This window comes from Methylobacterium sp. 1A (genome assembly GCF_058072805.1).
In genome coordinates this window covers 2,851,332-2,866,254 of the sequence record NZ_JBYQVE010000001.1, presented here as the reverse complement: position 1 = coordinate 2,866,254, position 14,923 = coordinate 2,851,332, and the positions used below count along the sequence as shown (strand labels likewise).

Here is a 14,923-nt window from a genome sequence, read left to right as displayed (position 1 = left end):
TGCGTTCCCCTGTCCCCTTCGCCAAGCTGAACGGCCATATTCCGCGACGGTCGCCGGCCGCGGCGCCGTCCCTATCACTTGAGTATTGCGATGAGAGTCACTGTCGAGCGCGCGGCCCTGCTCAGGTCGCTCGGCCACGTGCACCGGGTCGTCGAGCGCCGCAACACGATCCCGATCCTGTCGAACGTGCTCCTGCGCGCGGAAGGGTCGGGTCTCCAGCTCCGGGCGACGGATCTCGACATCGAGGTGACCGAGAGCGTGCCGGCGGACGTGGCGGATGCGGGCGCCACGACCGTGCCGGCGCACGTGATCTACGACATCGTGCGCAAGCTCCCCGACGGCGCGCAGGTCTCCCTGGAGACCGGCGGCGAGTCCGGCCAGATGACGATCCGGTCCGGACGCTCGCGCTTCGCCCTGGGCGCCCTGCCGGAGGGCGACTTCCCGGACCTCGCCGCCGGCGAGATGCCGCACGGCTTCGAGATCGCCGCCGCCGACCTGAAGCGGCTGATCGAGAAGACCCAGTTCGCGATCTCCACCGAGGAGACCCGTTACTACCTGAACGGCATCTACCTGCACACGCTGGAGACCGAGAACGGCCCGGCGATGCGGGCGGTGGCGACGGACGGCCACCGGCTCGCCCGCGTCGAGATCCCGGCCCCGCAGGGCAGCGTCGGCATGCCGGGCGTGATCGTGCCCCGCAAGGCGGTCGCCGAGATCCAGAAGCTCCTCGACGACGGCGGCGAGACCGTCGCGGTCGACCTGTCGCCCGCGAAGATCCGCCTGCGCTTCGCCGGCGGCCTGACGCTGATCTCCAAGCTGATCGACGGCACCTTCCCGGATTACCAGCGGGTGATCCCGGCCAACAACGACAAGCGGCTGACCGTCGAGCGCGACGCCTTCGCGAAGGCCGTGGACCGGGTCTCGACGATCTCGTCGGAGCGCGGGCGCGCGGTGAAGCTCGGGCTCGCCGAAGGGCGCCTCGCGCTCTCGGTGAACAACCCGGATTCCGGTAGTGCCACCGAGGAGCTCGACGTCGATTACGAGGCGGCCGGCCTCGATATCGGCTTCAACGCCCGCTACCTCCTCGACATCACCGCGCAGCTCGAGGGCGACACCGCCCTGTTCAAGCTCGCGGATCCCGGCTCGCCGACCCTGATCCAGGACCGCGAGGGCGCGCCGGCGCTGTACGTGCTGATGCCGATGCGGGTGTGAGGCGGCCGCGCGGATCCCGGTCCCGCCCTCGTCCCGAGGTGCCGGAGCGCAGCGGGGGCCGCGCGGGATGTCCCCGGACGGCGATGTGGTTTCTGGAGCCCGCCCGCGCGGCCCGCTGACGCGGGCGCCTCGGGGCGAGGTGGTTGGATGGGATGTCAGACAGCAAGGGACGGTTGAGCGCGGCGCGTCTCGGCCCCTCGGTTCACCCCTCGGTTCACCGATGAGCGACATCCGCGATCCGCGGGACGAGCCCGACGGGTCGAGCCTGCGCGTCACCCGCCTGATCGCCCGCGATTTCCGCAACCACGCGGACCTCGAACTGACGCCCGAGGCCCGCTTCGTCGCGCTGGTCGGGGAGAACGGCGCGGGCAAGACCAACCTGCTCGAGGCGCTCTCGCTGTTCGTACCGGGCCGGGGCCTGCGCCGGGCGGAGTTCGCCGCCATGGCGCGCAGCGGCGGCCCGGGCGGATTCGCGGTCTCGCTCACCCTCGACCGCGACGGCGCCGAGCACCGGCTCGGCACCGGGCTCGAGCCGCCGGGTCCCGACGGGCGCGCGAGCCGGCTGTGCCGGATCGACGGCGCCACCGCGGCCTCGCCGGTGGCGTTCAGCGAGTTCCTGCGGGTCGTCTGGCTGACCCCCGACCTCGACGGCCTGTTCCGCGGGGCGGCCGGAGACCGGCGACGGTTCCTCGACCGTCTCGTGCTGGCGGTCGACGCCGCCCACGGCGCCCGGGTCTCCGCGCTGGAGCGAGCCCTGCGCTCGCGCAACCGCCTGCTGGAGGAGCGGCCCGACGACGACCGCTGGCTCGACGCGGTGGAGCGGGAGGTCGCGGAGCTCGGCGTCGCCGTGGCGCTCGCCCGGCGCGAGACCGCCGAGCGCCTCGACCGGCTGATCGCCGAGACCCGAGACGACGCGCAGCCCTTCCCCTGGGCGGCCATCCGCCTCGAGGGCGACCTCGACGATCTGGTTGCGGTCTGGCCGGCCCTCGAGGCCGAGGACCGCTACCGCATGGCGCTCCGCAACGGCCGCAACCGGGACCGGGCCGCCGGCCGCACGCTGATCGGGCCGCAGAGCAGCGACCTCGTGGTCCGCCACGGCCCGAAGGACGTGCCGGCCGGGACGGCGTCCACGGGCGAGCAGAAGGCGCTGCTCATCGGCCTCGTCCTCGCCCACGCGCGGCTGGTGCGGGCCATGAGCGGCATCGCCCCGCTGATCCTCCTGGACGAGGTGGCGGCCCACCTCGATCCCTGCCGCCGGGCCGGCCTGTTCGAGGCCCTCGAGGCCCTGCCGGGGCAGGTCTGGATGACCGGCGCCGACCCGGACGCCTTCGCGCAGGCCGGCACCCGGACGCAGGTCCTGCGGGTCGGCGGCTGATCGGCCTCAGGCCGCCCGGACCGACCCGAGGAAGCGGGAGACCTCGACGCCCAGATGCTCGGACTGGCGCGACAGCTCGCCGGCCGCTCCCAGAACCTGGGCTGCCGCGGCGCCGGTCTCTTCCGAGGCCCGCGCCACGCCGGCGATGTTGCTCGTCACCTCGTCGGTGCCGGCCGCCGCCTGCGAGACGTTGCGGACGATCTCCTGCGTGGCCGCGCCCTGCTCCTCGACCGCCGCCGCGATGGTGGCGGCGACCGCGTCGATCTCGCGGATCCGGGCGGCGATCGTGTCGATGGCCGAGACCGCCTGGCCGGTCACACCCTGGATCTGGCCGATCTGCTGGCTGATCTCCTCGGTGGCCCGGGCGGTCTGGCCGGCCAGCTCCTTGACCTCGGCGGCGACGACCGCGAATCCGCGGCCGGCCTCGCCGGCCCGCGCCGCCTCGATCGTGGCGTTCAGCGCCAGCAGGTTGGTCTGGCCGGCGATGTTCGCGATGAGCCCGACCATATCGCCGATGCGCGTCGCCGCCTGGCTGAGCGCCTGAACGAGGTGCTGGGTCTCGTCCGCCTCGCCGACCGCCGCCTGCGCGAGGTTGGCCGAGCCGAGGACCTGCCGGCCGATCTCCTGCACGGAGGTGCCCAGCTCCTCGGCGGCGGCCGCCACGGTCTGGACGTTGGCGGAGGCCTGCTCGGCGGCGGCCGCCACCGTGGTGGACTGGCTGGCCGTCTCGGTCGCGCTCGACGTCATGGTCTGCGCCGTGGCCTGCAACTCGGTGGCCGAGGACGAGACCATCCCGACGATGCTCCCCACGGCCCGCTCGAACCCGTCCGCGAGTTCCACCATGGTCCGCCTGCGCGCGGCCGCTGCCGCCTCGTCGGCGCGGCGCTTCATCTCGGCTTCCTCGGCGGCCTTGCGGGCGACCATGACCTTGATGCCCTCGACGGCCTTGCCGACGGCGCCCACCTCGTCCCTTCGGGCGGCCTCGGTGATCTCGGCCTCGACCTCGCCCTGCGCCATCCGCTGCAGGACCTTGACCAGCCGGTCGAGCGGCCGCGTGATCCCGACCGTGGCGATGAACACCGCCGCCAGCAGCCCCGCCAGCATGCCGAGACCGCTGACGATCATCAGCGTCCGGCGGGTCTCGTTGGTCTGATCGGTCAGGTCGCCCGAGCCCTTCTGCATGTACGCATCGATGTCCTCGGCCATCCGGTTGCCGTCGGTCAGCAAGCCGGAGAACGTCGGATCGATCGCCGTGTGGATCAGCGCGATGGCTTGCTCGTTCTGATTGGCGGTGCCCAGCCGGCGGACCTCGCTCACGTCCCTGAGATAGCGCTCGATCCGCGCGGCCTGCTCATCGATGCGCGCGGCGAAGGTCGGCGCGTGCGATCGGAGGCTCGGAAGGAGCGCCCTCACCGCGGGCAGCGCGGCCTCGAAGCCGCTGTTGGCGGCCTGCATCTGGCCCTGATCGGTCTCCGCGATGATCCGGTAGACCCAGTAATTCAACTCGATCACCAGGCGGTTCAGCCTGCGTGCCTCCGCCACCGCCGTCGCCTCGCGGGCGAGGAACTCGCTGTAGCGGTCGTCGATGACCGTCATCCGCGCCTGAGCGTACCAGATACATCCGCCGACAATCACGCATATCAGCGCGATGACGGCAGCAATTTTTGGAAGTATATTGATATTGGATAAGCGTATCACTGTCTTGAAATCCCTTCCCTCGATCGATGATCGGCCTCATGATTTCATGGGATTCACTTTGGTCGTCGAGGGCGATAAAGCGTTGGAAGCGCGATTGTGTCAATGAGAAATATCATTTTGCGGTTTGATTTTGTGTCTCCGAGCCTTTTGCGACATCTTATATCAGCATGGATCCTCATATATTGACTCCAATACATTCCTTGGAACGATTTAAAGAACAGATATTGATCTAGCATATGCAATATGGGATCGGTCTATACGGGCCGGGTTCTTCGACAGATCGTGGCCGACGTCCCGGGGCGCGACCCCGGCGCCGCGCCACCGGCCTTTTCGCGGCTGCGGATCGCGCCACATAGTGGGCGCTGCACGCCGCCGGCGTGCCCACGGAACTCCGCGCGCATGTCCAAGCCCGTCCACGCCATGATCCGCGTCCTCGAGGAAGAGCGCGCGCGCGACTACTATGCCCGTGCCTTCGGTCTCGCGGTGTCCGGCCGGTTCGACTTCCCGGACTTCACCCTCGTCTACATGCGGGATCCGGACTCGCCGTTCGAGCTGGAGCTCACGGTGAACAAGGGCCGCGACAAGCCCTACGATCTCGGCGACGGCTACGGGCACATCGCCTTCGTGGTCGACGACGTGGAGGCCGAGCACGCCCGGCACCGGCGCGAGGGCTTCACGGCCACCGACGTCAAGACCCTCAAGCACGGGGACGACGTGCTCGCGCGGTTCTTCTTCGCCACCGACCCGGACGGCTACAAGATCGAGGTCATCCAGCGCGGCGGCCGCTTCGCGTGACCGGTCCGGTCCGCCATTCCCTCTCCGGAACGTCTTCGAGATCCATGCAGGACAAGACCCGCATCGTCTGCATCCGCCACGGGCAGTCGACCTTCAACGCGGCCCACCGGCACGGGGGCGGCGATCCTGGCCTGCCCGACGCCCGCCTGACCGAGCTGGGCCAAGCCCAGGCCCGGGCCGCGCGGGAGCGGCTCCGGCCGATCCCCTTCGACCTCGTGGTGGTCTCGCCCCTGACCCGCGCCATCGAGACCGCGGCGATCCTGTTCGGCGAGCATCCGAGCCGGCCGCGGGTGCTGGTCGAGGTGCTGCACCGCGAGTGCCAGGAGAGCAGCTGCGATGTCGGCCGGGCCGCCTCGGAGATCGCCGCGGACTTCCCCCACCTCGATGTCGGGCACCTGCCCGAGGTCTGGTGGCACGCGGAGCCCGGCTGCGAGGTCGGCGGCTACCCGGTGGAGCCCCGCCCCCTGTTCGACGCCCGGGTCGCGGCGTTCCGCGACTGGCTGCGGGCCCGGCCTGAGACCACCATCGCGGTGGTCGGCCACGGGACGTTCTTCTACCACCTCACCGGCACGTTCCTGGAGAATTGCGGCACCATCGACTTCGATCTCGACGCCGCGCCCGCGGCGGCCTGATCAGGCCGGCACCCGGGCGCGCGCCGCGTCCATGCGTTGTCGGGCGCCGGCGACGGCGATCTCCGGCGCCTGCCGGCCGATGGCGAGGGTCTCCGCGAGGATCGCGCAGGCCTCGGCCCAGGTTCCGGTCAGGAACGGCGCTGCCCCCTCGGCCACCTCGGCGGCGCAGCGCGCGTCCTCGCCAGCGCGTTCGGCCGCCGTCGCGGTGCGGGACACCGCCGCGGTCATCGCGCCTTCCCGCCAGCGCCGCGCCTGGGCCGCCGCCTGCGCGCGCGCCCCGCCCCGCCACGCGGCCGCGCGGGCCGCCGCCAGGGCCGCGGGCCAGTCCGGCGCGCCGGAGCAGGCTTCCGCGTCCTCGACCATCCCGGCGACCGCGCAGAGCGGCGCCAGGATGCGGCGGACGCTCTCCAGCGCCAGCTGCCGGGTGCGGGCGGCCTCGATCTCCGCCGTGTCGGCGCTGCCCGACAGGCGCAGGACGAAGGCCATCAGCTGCGGCCGCACCTCGTCCGGCATGGCGTCGTTGAGCCCGAGGGCGTAGGCGGCGGCCGGCCGCGAGAAGCAGGGTGGGCAGTCCGCGCTGGAGCGGATCGCCCGGTAGGGCAGGCCCGCGGCCACCATCGCGGCCTCGTTGATGCAGGTCCCGCCGTCTGGCCCGGGGAAGGGATGCGATCCGGCGAGCAGACGCCAGTTCAGGATCGTCGCGAAGTCGGGATGCATCGGCGCGCGCTCCGTCTCGGTCGCGCAGCGTGGCACGCCGCGCCCCGGAAGGCGAGGCCCTTCAGCCGCCGAGGCCCGGGGCGAGGCCCGAGAGCATCGCGGCGCCCAGGACCAGCACGAAGGCGGCGGCGACGAGTTCGAGGCCACCGAGCGCCAGGAGTCCGGCCTGTCCCCGTCCGCCCGCGAGGCGCAGCGCCACCCGCTTGGCGAAGACCGCGAGGCAGGCCAGGGCCGTCGTTGTCAGCGCGGTGCCGAGCGCCATCGCCAGGACCGCCAGCACGCCCGCGCCGGGCACGCCCTGCGACACCGCGAAGACGAGGACCAGCACGGCGCCGGCGCAGGGGCGTGTCCCGGCCGCCAGCACCACCCCGGCCCGCTCGCGCCACGTGTCGAGGGTGTCGAGGGCCTGCGGTTCCGGTAGGTGGCTGCAGCCCGGGCCGCAGCCCGCGCTGAGATTGGCGAGGCGACCGGCTTTGCGCCACGTCAGGACCAGCCCGATCAGGGCGACGAGGGCGAAGCTCACGGTCTCGATCAGGGTGCCGGCCCGGGTGATGCTCGCCGCCGTGGCGTTGAGGACCAGCGTGCCGAGGCCGACGATCGCCCCGGCCACGCAGGCCTGGAGCAGCGCGGCGCAGACGCTCAGCGCGGCGCCGCGCCGGAGCGCCCGCTCCCCCGCCAGGATGTAGCCGGCGATCACCGCCTTGCCGTGGCCCGGGCCGGCGGCGTGGAACACGCCGTACGCGAAGGCGAGGCCGATCAGCGGGGTCCAGCTGCCGCCGCCCCGCAGCGCGCTCACCGCGGCGTTGAGGCTGCGGGAGAAGCTCGCCTGCAGCGCCAGGATGACGCCGCCGAGACCCGTGGCGGCCGGCGCGGCCTCGCGGAAGCCGATCCCGAAGGGCGAGCGCGGCGGCGGCGCGGCGAGGCCGGGCGCGACCAGCCACGCGATCGCGGCCGCGAGCAGCGCGGCCAGCGCGATGGCCGCGGCCATGAGGCCGAGCCTCAGCCCCAGCCGTCCCGCCCCGGCGGGGGCGACGATCCCGATGCCTACGGACATGCCACGAGAACCCGGCTGGCGAACTGCACCCCGTAGGTCGAGGCGGCGGTGAGCGCCTCGAAGAAGGCCTCGGTCATGCCCGGCGACCCGGCATCGGCCGTCTTCGGCTGCTCGGTCTTCGGCCGGGTGACCGTGGCGGCGCAGCCCTGGGGCGCACCCGTGAGGGTGGCGGCGTCCGCGCCCTCGGCGAACGAGAAGGCGACGAAGTAGGTCGGGTCGTAGACCTCCAGCGCGGCGACCCCCCGCCCCTGCTGGACCGGGGTCTTCAGGGGCAGCAGGAAGGTCATGACCAGCGCCCGGTCGTCCATGTGCGCCGCCGGCTCCTTCGGCTCGCCGAAGGCCTGCTCCTTGCCGCCGACCTTCAGCTTCGTGAAGTAGCCGAACTCGGCGAGGTTGGCGGTGTTCTCGGCGGCGAGCCCGGCGAGCTCCTCCGGGCTGAGCTTGCCGTCCTTGTTGGTGTCGAGGCCCTGCGTGACGAAGGCCGTGTACTCGGGATCGAAGCTCCACGTGTCGCGGACGCCGACGAGCTTGCCGTCCGCGTAGACGAGCTGCGCCTTGGCGGTCACCCAGACGTGCGGGTGGGCGGAGGCCGCCGAGGCGGCGCAGCCGAGGGCGGCGGCCAGCGCCAGGGCGAGCGGTTTCGGGCAGGGCGCGGCGATCAGCATGGACGGTGGCACGCTCGCGGCGGGAGGGAAGCGATCAGGCCGCGTCTTCCTCGCGTGCCGGTTGGGCGAAAGCGAGGCGCCGTCCGGTCGTCGCGCCTGTCCCCGCGCCGGTCACTCGCCCCCGTCGAGGCCCATCAGCTGGAAGCTGACCCGCAGGTCGTTCGACATCGGGATGTCCAGGCGTTCGCCGTTGGGCAGGCGCTTGAGGAACCAGCGCTCGTAGGTCCAGCGCAGCGCCCGCGACTCGGCGAGCCGCGTGAAGGTCTGCTGCACGAGGCCGGCGAGTTCCGGATCGTCCTTGCGGAACATGATGCCGTAGGGCTCGTAGGAGAGCTTGTCGGGCAGCACCGTGTAGTTCGCCCCGTCCTTCGCGTCCGTGGCGATCAGCCCGTAGAGCAGCACGTCGTCGGTGGCGAAGGCGTCGGCCTTGCCGGCCTTGACCATCGCGTAGGAGGCGGCGTGGTCGGGCGCCGTCACCACCTGCGCGTCGATCTTCAGGCGGGCGAACTGGTCGCGCACGGCCTTCTCGTTGGTGGTGCCGGCCGTGACCACCACGGTCTTCCCGCCGAGATCCCGGTAGGAGGCGATGCCCGATCCGCGCTTCACCAGCAGCTGCGTCGCGCTGATGTAGTCCACCGGCGAGAAGGCGACCTGCTTGCGGCGCTCGGCATTGGCGGTGGTCGAGCCGCATTCGAGGTCGATCCTGCCGGAGGTCACCGCCGCGATGCGGCTCTCGGCCGTGACCGGTGCGTAGCGGATCTTCACCGGCCGGCCGATCGCCGCCTGGATGTCGTCCGCGATCTCGCCGCAGAGGTCGATGGCGTAGCCGATCGGTCGGGGGCTCCCGTCCGACTGCTTGCCCTCCACGAAGGAGAACGGCACCGAGCTCTCCCGGTAGCCGAGGACGATCTCCCCGCGCTCGGCGACGCTCCTGAGTGTCCCGGTGAGCACCTCGACGGCGGAGGCGGGCGTCGCCGCCAGCGCCAGCGCCAGAACCGCGACGAGCCGCATCGTCATCACTCCGCCTCCGAAGGGCACCGAACAAGCCACGCCGCGATTCAGGGCACCCGTGAGAGCGCTCTTGAGAGCGGCCGTCCTGCGCCCGCCATCGCGGCGCGCGCAGATTTCCCCGGACCGGCCCCTACTCCGCGGGCGAGGCCACCGTGCCGACATGGTCGAGGCGCTGGTCGGTGGTGCTGAGCTGGCCCTCCCACTTGGCGACCGCCACGGTGGCGACGCTGTTGCCGAGCACGTTGGTGGCCGACCGGCCCATGTCGAGGAACTGGTCGATCCCGATGATCAGCAGCAGCCCGGCCTCCGGGATGTTGAAGTGCGACAGCGTCGCCGAGATCACCACCAGCGAGGCGCGCGGCACGCCGGCCATGCCCTTCGAGGTCACCATCAGCAGGAGAAGCATCGTGAGCTGCTGGCCCCAGCTCAGCGGGATGTTGTAGGCCTGCGCGATGAACATCACCGCGAAGGTGCAGTACATCATCGAGCCGTCGAGATTGAACGAGTAGCCCATCGGAAGCACGAACGAGGTGATCCGGTTCGGCACCCCGAACTTCTCCAGGTTCGAGAGCATCTTGGGGTAGGCGGCCTCGCTCGACGCCGTCGAGAAGGCCAGCACGAAGGGCTCCTTGATCAGGTTGAACAGGCGCATGATGCCGCCGCCCCCGAGCAGCAGGAAGCCGACGCCCATCAGCAGCGTCCAGAGCACGCCGAGGCTGATGTAGAACTCCACGAGGAACTTGCCGTAGGTCACGAGCACGCCGATGCCCTGCGTGGTGATCGTCGCCGCGATGGCGGCGAACACCGCAACGGGGGCGAACATCATCACGTAGCCCGTCACCTTGAGCATGACGTCGGCGATGCCCTCGATGCCCTGCGCGAGCAGGCGGCCCTTCTCGCCGAGGGCGGCGAGGCCCACGCCGAAGAAGATCGAGAAGACCACGATCTGCAGGATCTCGTTGTTGGCCATCGCCTCGACAGCGCTCTTCGGCACGAGGTGCGTGACGAACTCCTTGAGCGAGAGCGAGGCCGCCTTGAGCCCGGTGCCGGCCCCGGCATCGGGCAGCGGCAGGTTCAGGTTGTGGCCGGGCTGCATCAGGTTGACCATGATGAGGCCGAGCATCAGAGAGCAGAAGGAGGCGCCGACGAACCAGAGCAGCGCCTTGCCGCCGACCCGGCCGACGGAGGCGGTATCCCCGAGATGGGCGATGCCGACGACCAGCGTGGAGAAGACCAGCGGCGCGATGATCATCTTGATCAGGCGGAGGAACACGTCGGAGACCAGCGCGATGTAGCCGGCGATCTCCTTGGCGGTCTGCGGATCGGGCCAGGTGATGCTGCAGGCGTAGCCCACGGCGATGCCGAGGAGCATGCCGATGAAGATCATCGTCGTGAGTCGCGACCCTGCCATCGGTACTGCTCCTCGCCTGGGCCCGGGATGATCGAGCATTGCAATTCGTTAACGTGTCGCAGGAACTGCGCCACACGCAAGCCCGGCCAGGGGGCGTTACTGGCGTGGTCGACTGTTTTCACGCGACGCTCGGGCGGCGATGAAACCGGTGGCCGGTGTGCTACGGCTGCGGTACGAGACTTGCCCCGCCAAGCTGCCTGCGCTCTCCGTAGGCGGCCCAAGCAACCTGCGCGCGAGAGTTCATGGACGTCTTCGTACAGCAGCTCATCAACGGGCTGACGCTCGGCTCGATCTACGGCCTGATCGCGATCGGCTACACGATGGTGTTCGGCATCATCGGCATGGTGAACTTCGCCCACGGCGACGTCTTCATGGTCTCCTGCTTCATCGCGCTCATCACCTTCCTGCTGCTGACGGTCTGGCTCGGGGTCAGCTCCATCGCGCTGGCCTTCCTGGTGGTGCTGGTGGTCGCCATGGTGCTGACCGCCCTGTGGGGCTGGGCGATCGAGCGGGTGGCCTACCGGCCGCTGCGCGGCTCGTTCCGCCTCGCGCCGCTGATCTCGGCGATCGGCGTCTCGATCTTCCTGTCGAACTTCGTGCAGGTCGTGCAGGGCGCGCGCAACAAGCCGACCCCGCCGATGCTGTCGGGCGGCATCACGCTGTTCGAGCGCGACGGCTACGCGGTGTTCCTGGCCTGGAAGCAGGTGCTGATCATGGCGGTGACCGCCGTGCTGCTCACCGGCTTCTGGTACCTCGTGCAGCGCACGCCCTTCGGCCGGGCGCAGCGCGCCTGCGAGCAGGACCGCAAGATGGCGGCTTTGCTCGGCATCGACGTGGACCGCACGATCTCGCTGACCTTCGTGCTCGGCGCCGCGCTCGCGGCCGTCGCGGGCGTCCTCTACCTCATGTACTACGGCGTCGTGTCCTTCTCGGACGGGTTCGTGCCCGGCGTGAAGGCGTTCACGGCGGCGGTGCTCGGCGGCATCGGCTCGCTGCCCGGCGCCGTGCTCGGCGGCCTGATCATCGGCCTGATCGAGACCTTCTGGTCGGCCTACTTCTCCATCGAGTACAAGGACGTCGCCGCCTTCTCGATCCTGGCGATCGTGCTGATCTTCATGCCGTCGGGCATCCTGGGCCGGCCCGAGGTCGAGAAAGTCTGATGGCCGCCTCGCAGAACGCTCTCCCCGGCTCCGCGATGGCCGGCATCCTGCGCGACGCCGCCCTCTACGCCCTCGTCACCTTCGGCCTCTGCGTCCCGATCATCGCCTACCGGACCGATCCCGGGCCCGGGAGCGAGCTGGTGCTCGTGCCGCGCTGGGGGCTGGTGGCGGCGCTCTGCGCGGCGATCTTCGCGCTGCGCCTCGTCCAGCGCCTCGTGCTGCTGCGCCGCGACGCGCGGCGGGCGCTGACCCCCTCCCCGGCCCAGGCCACCGAGGCCGTGCACGGCGAGCCCGATGCCGGGCAGAAGACCTCGAAGGTCGGTCTCTGGCTGTTCATCTTCGTCGCGCTGACCCTGCCGATGATCTCTGCGCTGGCGACCGGCGGCCTGTCCTCGGCCCGCTACTGGATCGACCTCGGCATCCTGATCCTGACCTACGTCATGCTCGGCTGGGGCCTGAACATCGTGGTCGGCCTCGCGGGCCTGCTCGACCTCGGATACGTCGCCTTCTACGCGGTCGGGGCCTATTCCTACGCGCTGCTGTCGACGACCTTCGGCCTGTCGTTCTGGGTCTGCCTGCCGCTGGCGGGCCTGTTCGCCGGCCTCTGGGGCATGATCCTCGGCTTCCCGGTGCTGCGCCTGCGCGGCGACTACCTCGCCATCGTCACCCTGGCCTTCGGCGAGATCATCCGCCTGGTCCTGATCAACTGGACCGACGTCACCGGCGGCGGGGCCGGCATCTCGTCGATCCCGCGGGCGACCTTCTTCGGGATCCCGTTCACGGCGGGCGAGGGCGGGTTCGCCGCCACCTTCGGCATCCCGTACGATTCGATGCACCGGCTGATCTTCCTGTACTACCTGATCCTCGGGCTTGCCCTGATCACCAACTTCGTCACCCTGCGCCTGCGCCGCCTGCCGATCGGGCGGGCCTGGGAGGCCCTGCGCGAGGATGAGATCGCCTGCCGCTCGCTCGGCATCGACACCACCGCCACGAAGCTCACGGCCTTCGCGCTGGGCGCGGCCTTCGGGGGCTTCGCCGGCTCGTTCTTCGCCGTGCGCCAGGGCTTCATCAGCCCGGAGAGCTTCAACTTCCTGGAGAGCGCCATCATCCTGGCGATCGTCGTCCTCGGCGGCATGGGCAGCCAGGTCGGCGTCGCGATCGCCGCGGTGGCGATGGTCGGCGGGCCGGAGATGCTGCGCAACCTCGGGTTCCTGAAGGCCGTGTTCGGCGAGGGCTTCGACCCCAGCGAGTACCGGCTGCTGCTGTTCGGGCTCGCCATGGTCGCGATGATGGTCTGGCGGCCGCGCGGGCTGATCTCGGAGCGGATGCCGTCCGTGTCGCTCGGCCAGCGGCGCGCGGTCTCGGGCGCCCATGTCAGCGAGGGGCACGGCTGATGGCGACGTCCCCCCTCCCCCCGCCGGTGCTCACGGTCGAGCACCTGACCATGCGGTTCGGCGGGCTCACCGCCGTCTCCGACCTGTCCTTCGAGGCGCGCCGCGGCGACATCACCGCGCTGATCGGCCCGAACGGGGCCGGCAAGACCACGGTGTTCAACTGCATCACCGGCTTCTACAAACCCACCGAGGGCATGCTGACGCTGGCGCACGCCGACGGCACGGCGCACCTGCTGGAGCGGCTTCCGAACCACAAGGTGAACCGCACCGCGCGAGTCGCCCGCACCTTCCAGAACATCCGCCTGTTCCAGGGCATGACCGTCCTGGAGAACCTGCTCGTCGCCCAGCACGCGCCGCTGATGCGGGCCTCGGGCTACACGATCCTCGGGCTGCTCGGCCTCAAGACCTACCGGGACGCGCAGGCCGCGGCGATCGAGCGGGCCAAGGCCTGGCTCGAGCGCATCGACCTGATGAAGCGGGCGGATGATCCGGCGGGCGCCCTGCCCTACGGCGCGCAGCGGCGCCTGGAGATCGCCCGGGCGATGTGCACCGACCCGGTGCTGCTCTGCCTCGACGAGCCGGCGGCCGGCCTCAACCCGCGGGAATCGGCCGAGCTGAACGGCCTCCTGCGCCACATCCGCGACGCGCACGACACCTCGGTGCTGCTGATCGAGCACGACATGTCGGTGGTGATGGAGATCTCCGACCACGTGGTCGTGCTCGATTACGGCGTGAAGATCGCCGACGGCTCCCCCGCCGATGTGCGGGCCGACCCGAAGGTGATCGCCGCCTATCTCGGCGTCGAGGACGAGGAGGTCGAGGCCGTGGAGGCCGAGGTCGGGATCACCGTGCCGCACGGGGACGCGGCGCACACGGGAGCCTCGGCATGAGCGTCGCCGGCATCAACGTCCTCGTCGAGGAGACGCGGGCGATCCAGGCGGGACGGAAGCCGCCGCTCCTCGCGGTGCGCGACGTCTCGACCTATTACGGCAGCGTCGCGGCCCTGCGCGGGGTCGACCTCGACGTGGCCGAGGGCGAGATCGTCACGCTGATCGGCGCCAACGGCGCCGGCAAGTCGACCCTGATGATGACGATCTTCGGCAGCCCCCAGGCGCGCTCGGGGACGATCACCTACGACGGCCGCGACATCACCCGGCTGCCGACCCACGCGATCGCCCGGCTCGGCATCGCCCAGTCGCCGGAGGGGCGCCGGGTCTTCCCGCGCATGACCGTCTACGAGAACCTCCAGATGGGCGCCGCGCTCCATGACGGGCGCTTCTTCGCCGAGGATCTGGAGAAGGTCTGCGCCCTGTTCCCGCGGGTCAAGGAGCGCCTCAACCAGCGCGCCGGCACCATGTCGGGCGGCGAGCAGCAGATGCTGGCCATCGCCCGGGCGCTGATGAGCCGCCCGCGGCTGCTGCTGCTCGACGAGCCGTCGCTCGGCCTCGCGCCGCTCGTGGTGAAGGGCATCTTCGACGCGATCCGGGAGCTGAACCGGACCGACGGCATGACGATCTTCCTCGTCGAGCAGAACGCCTACCACGCCCTCAAGCTCGCCCATCGCGGCTACGTGCTGGTCAACGGTCGGGTCACGATGAGCGGGACGGGTCGGGCGCTGCTCGACGATCCGAACGTCCAGGCCGCCTACCTGGAGGGGGGCCATGCCGGCCCGGTCGGGGCATGATGCCGTTTTCGGTTGATGCCATTGGCATCCCCGTCTTTGCGAGCGGAGCGAAGCAACCTACGGCGGCGCCACACCTTTCGAGGCTGCGCTGCCCTGGGTCACCTCGCTGCGCTCG

The 14,923-nt window shown here is 70.9% G+C and carries 14 protein-coding genes; 8 read left to right on the top strand and 6 right to left on the bottom strand.

Annotated elements, in window-relative coordinates; translation table 11 throughout:
* The first annotated feature begins 90 nt into the window (after positions 1 to 90).
* Both dnaN and recF read left to right on the top strand, forming a co-directional pair.
* Positions 91 to 1,212, top strand: coding sequence for a DNA polymerase III subunit beta (gene dnaN / locus ACX9MN_RS13990; RefSeq protein WP_012319207.1), 1,122 nt, complete (start codon positions 91 to 93; stop codon positions 1,210 to 1,212).
* A gap of 220 nt (positions 1,213 to 1,432) precedes the next feature.
* A complete protein-coding gene (gene recF / locus ACX9MN_RS13985; RefSeq protein WP_489724731.1) occupies positions 1,433 to 2,587 on the top strand; it encodes a DNA replication/repair protein RecF in 1,155 nt (384 codons plus the stop codon).
* A gap of 6 nt (positions 2,588 to 2,593) precedes the next feature.
* Here the strand turns inward: recF and ACX9MN_RS13980 are convergent, their stop codons facing one another.
* Entirely contained in the window at positions 2,594 to 4,183 is a 1,590-nt protein-coding gene (locus ACX9MN_RS13980) for a methyl-accepting chemotaxis protein (RefSeq protein WP_489724730.1), read from the bottom strand.
* A 501-nt stretch (positions 4,184 to 4,684) separates the two neighbouring features.
* Between ACX9MN_RS13980 and ACX9MN_RS13975 the strand changes: the two genes are divergently transcribed.
* Complete coding sequence (locus tag ACX9MN_RS13975; RefSeq protein ID WP_020094241.1) at positions 4,685 to 5,080, top strand: VOC family protein; 396 nt, start codon at positions 4,685 to 4,687, stop codon at positions 5,078 to 5,080.
* Positions 5,081 to 5,124: 44 nt separating this feature from the next.
* Positions 5,125 to 5,712, top strand: coding sequence for a histidine phosphatase family protein (locus ACX9MN_RS13970; protein WP_020094240.1), 588 nt, complete (start codon positions 5,125 to 5,127; stop codon positions 5,710 to 5,712).
* Here the strand turns inward: ACX9MN_RS13970 and ACX9MN_RS13965 are convergent, their stop codons facing one another.
* The 5 genes from ACX9MN_RS13965 to ACX9MN_RS13945 all read right to left on the bottom strand — a co-directional run bounded on the left by ACX9MN_RS13965 (position 5,713) and on the right by ACX9MN_RS13945 (position 10,570).
* The gene (locus tag ACX9MN_RS13965) at positions 5,713 to 6,429 is read right to left on the bottom strand and encodes a hypothetical protein (protein WP_489724729.1); all 717 of its coding nucleotides are present in this window, start codon (positions 6,427 to 6,429) and stop codon (positions 5,713 to 5,715) included. It abuts the gene before it with no gap.
* 61 nt (positions 6,430 to 6,490) lie between these two features.
* Positions 6,491 to 7,483, bottom strand: a complete 993-nt coding sequence (locus ACX9MN_RS13960; protein WP_489724728.1) for a nickel/cobalt transporter — start codon at positions 7,481 to 7,483, stop codon at positions 6,491 to 6,493.
* Entirely contained in the window at positions 7,474 to 8,148 is a 675-nt protein-coding gene (locus ACX9MN_RS13955; RefSeq protein WP_489724727.1) for a DUF1007 family protein, read from the bottom strand. The genes ACX9MN_RS13960 and ACX9MN_RS13955 overlap by 10 nt, the downstream gene beginning before the upstream one ends.
* A 111-nt stretch (positions 8,149 to 8,259) precedes the next feature.
* Positions 8,260 to 9,165, bottom strand: coding sequence for an amino acid ABC transporter substrate-binding protein (locus ACX9MN_RS13950; protein ID WP_489724726.1), 906 nt, complete (start codon positions 9,163 to 9,165; stop codon positions 8,260 to 8,262).
* A gap of 124 nt (positions 9,166 to 9,289) precedes the next feature.
* Positions 9,290 to 10,570 (bottom strand): dicarboxylate/amino acid:cation symporter, encoded by a 1,281-nt coding sequence (locus ACX9MN_RS13945; protein WP_026605096.1) that lies wholly within the window; start codon positions 10,568 to 10,570, stop codon positions 9,290 to 9,292.
* A 242-nt stretch (positions 10,571 to 10,812) separates the two neighbouring features.
* Here ACX9MN_RS13945 and ACX9MN_RS13940 point away from each other — a divergent pair, with 242 nt between their 5' ends.
* Genes ACX9MN_RS13940 through ACX9MN_RS13925 form a run of 4 tightly spaced genes read left to right on the top strand, consistent with a single transcriptional unit; the run spans position 10,813 to position 14,808 of the window.
* Positions 10,813 to 11,730, top strand: coding sequence for a branched-chain amino acid ABC transporter permease (locus ACX9MN_RS13940; RefSeq protein WP_020094234.1), 918 nt, complete (start codon positions 10,813 to 10,815; stop codon positions 11,728 to 11,730).
* On the top strand, positions 11,730 to 13,124 hold the full coding sequence (gene livM, locus ACX9MN_RS13935) for a high-affinity branched-chain amino acid ABC transporter permease LivM (RefSeq protein ID WP_056533896.1): 1,395 nt from the start codon (positions 11,730 to 11,732) through the stop codon (positions 13,122 to 13,124). The genes ACX9MN_RS13940 and livM overlap by 1 nt, the downstream gene beginning before the upstream one ends.
* Positions 13,124 to 14,014 carry an ABC transporter ATP-binding protein gene (locus tag ACX9MN_RS13930; RefSeq protein ID WP_020094232.1) on the top strand — a complete coding sequence of 297 codons (891 nt, stop codon included), beginning with the start codon at positions 13,124 to 13,126 and terminating at the stop codon, positions 14,012 to 14,014. Before livM ends, ACX9MN_RS13930 begins: the two co-directional genes overlap by 1 nt.
* Entirely contained in the window at positions 14,011 to 14,808 is a 798-nt protein-coding gene (locus ACX9MN_RS13925; RefSeq protein ID WP_056533898.1) for an ABC transporter ATP-binding protein, read from the top strand. Before ACX9MN_RS13930 ends, ACX9MN_RS13925 begins: the two co-directional genes overlap by 4 nt.
* The last annotated feature ends 115 nt before the right edge of the window (positions 14,809 to 14,923 follow it).

Excerpts from the sequence above, each read along its gene's own strand:
- dnaN (WP_012319207.1), top strand. The coding sequence starts at position 91 with ATGAGAGTCACTGTCGAGCGCGCGGCCCTGCTCAGGTCGCTCGGCCAC.
- recF (WP_489724731.1), top strand. The coding sequence starts at position 1,433 with ATGAGCGACATCCGCGATCCGCGGGACGAGCCCGACGGGTCGAGCCTG.
- ACX9MN_RS13980 (WP_489724730.1), bottom strand. The coding sequence starts at position 4,183 with ATGACGGTCATCGACGACCGCTACAGCGAGTTCCTCGCCCGCGAGGCG.
- ACX9MN_RS13975 (WP_020094241.1), top strand. The coding sequence starts at position 4,685 with ATGTCCAAGCCCGTCCACGCCATGATCCGCGTCCTCGAGGAAGAGCGC.
- ACX9MN_RS13970 (WP_020094240.1), top strand. The coding sequence starts at position 5,125 with ATGCAGGACAAGACCCGCATCGTCTGCATCCGCCACGGGCAGTCGACC.
- ACX9MN_RS13965 (WP_489724729.1), bottom strand. The coding sequence starts at position 6,429 with ATGCATCCCGACTTCGCGACGATCCTGAACTGGCGTCTGCTCGCCGGA.
- ACX9MN_RS13960 (WP_489724728.1), bottom strand. The coding sequence starts at position 7,483 with ATGTCCGTAGGCATCGGGATCGTCGCCCCCGCCGGGGCGGGACGGCTG.
- ACX9MN_RS13955 (WP_489724727.1), bottom strand. The coding sequence starts at position 8,148 with ATGCTGATCGCCGCGCCCTGCCCGAAACCGCTCGCCCTGGCGCTGGCC.
- ACX9MN_RS13950 (WP_489724726.1), bottom strand. The coding sequence starts at position 9,165 with ATGACGATGCGGCTCGTCGCGGTTCTGGCGCTGGCGCTGGCGGCGACG.
- ACX9MN_RS13945 (WP_026605096.1), bottom strand. The coding sequence starts at position 10,570 with ATGGCAGGGTCGCGACTCACGACGATGATCTTCATCGGCATGCTCCTC.
- ACX9MN_RS13940 (WP_020094234.1), top strand. The coding sequence starts at position 10,813 with ATGGACGTCTTCGTACAGCAGCTCATCAACGGGCTGACGCTCGGCTCG.
- livM (WP_056533896.1), top strand. The coding sequence starts at position 11,730 with ATGGCCGCCTCGCAGAACGCTCTCCCCGGCTCCGCGATGGCCGGCATC.
- ACX9MN_RS13930 (WP_020094232.1), top strand. The coding sequence starts at position 13,124 with ATGGCGACGTCCCCCCTCCCCCCGCCGGTGCTCACGGTCGAGCACCTG.
- ACX9MN_RS13925 (WP_056533898.1), top strand. The coding sequence starts at position 14,011 with ATGAGCGTCGCCGGCATCAACGTCCTCGTCGAGGAGACGCGGGCGATC.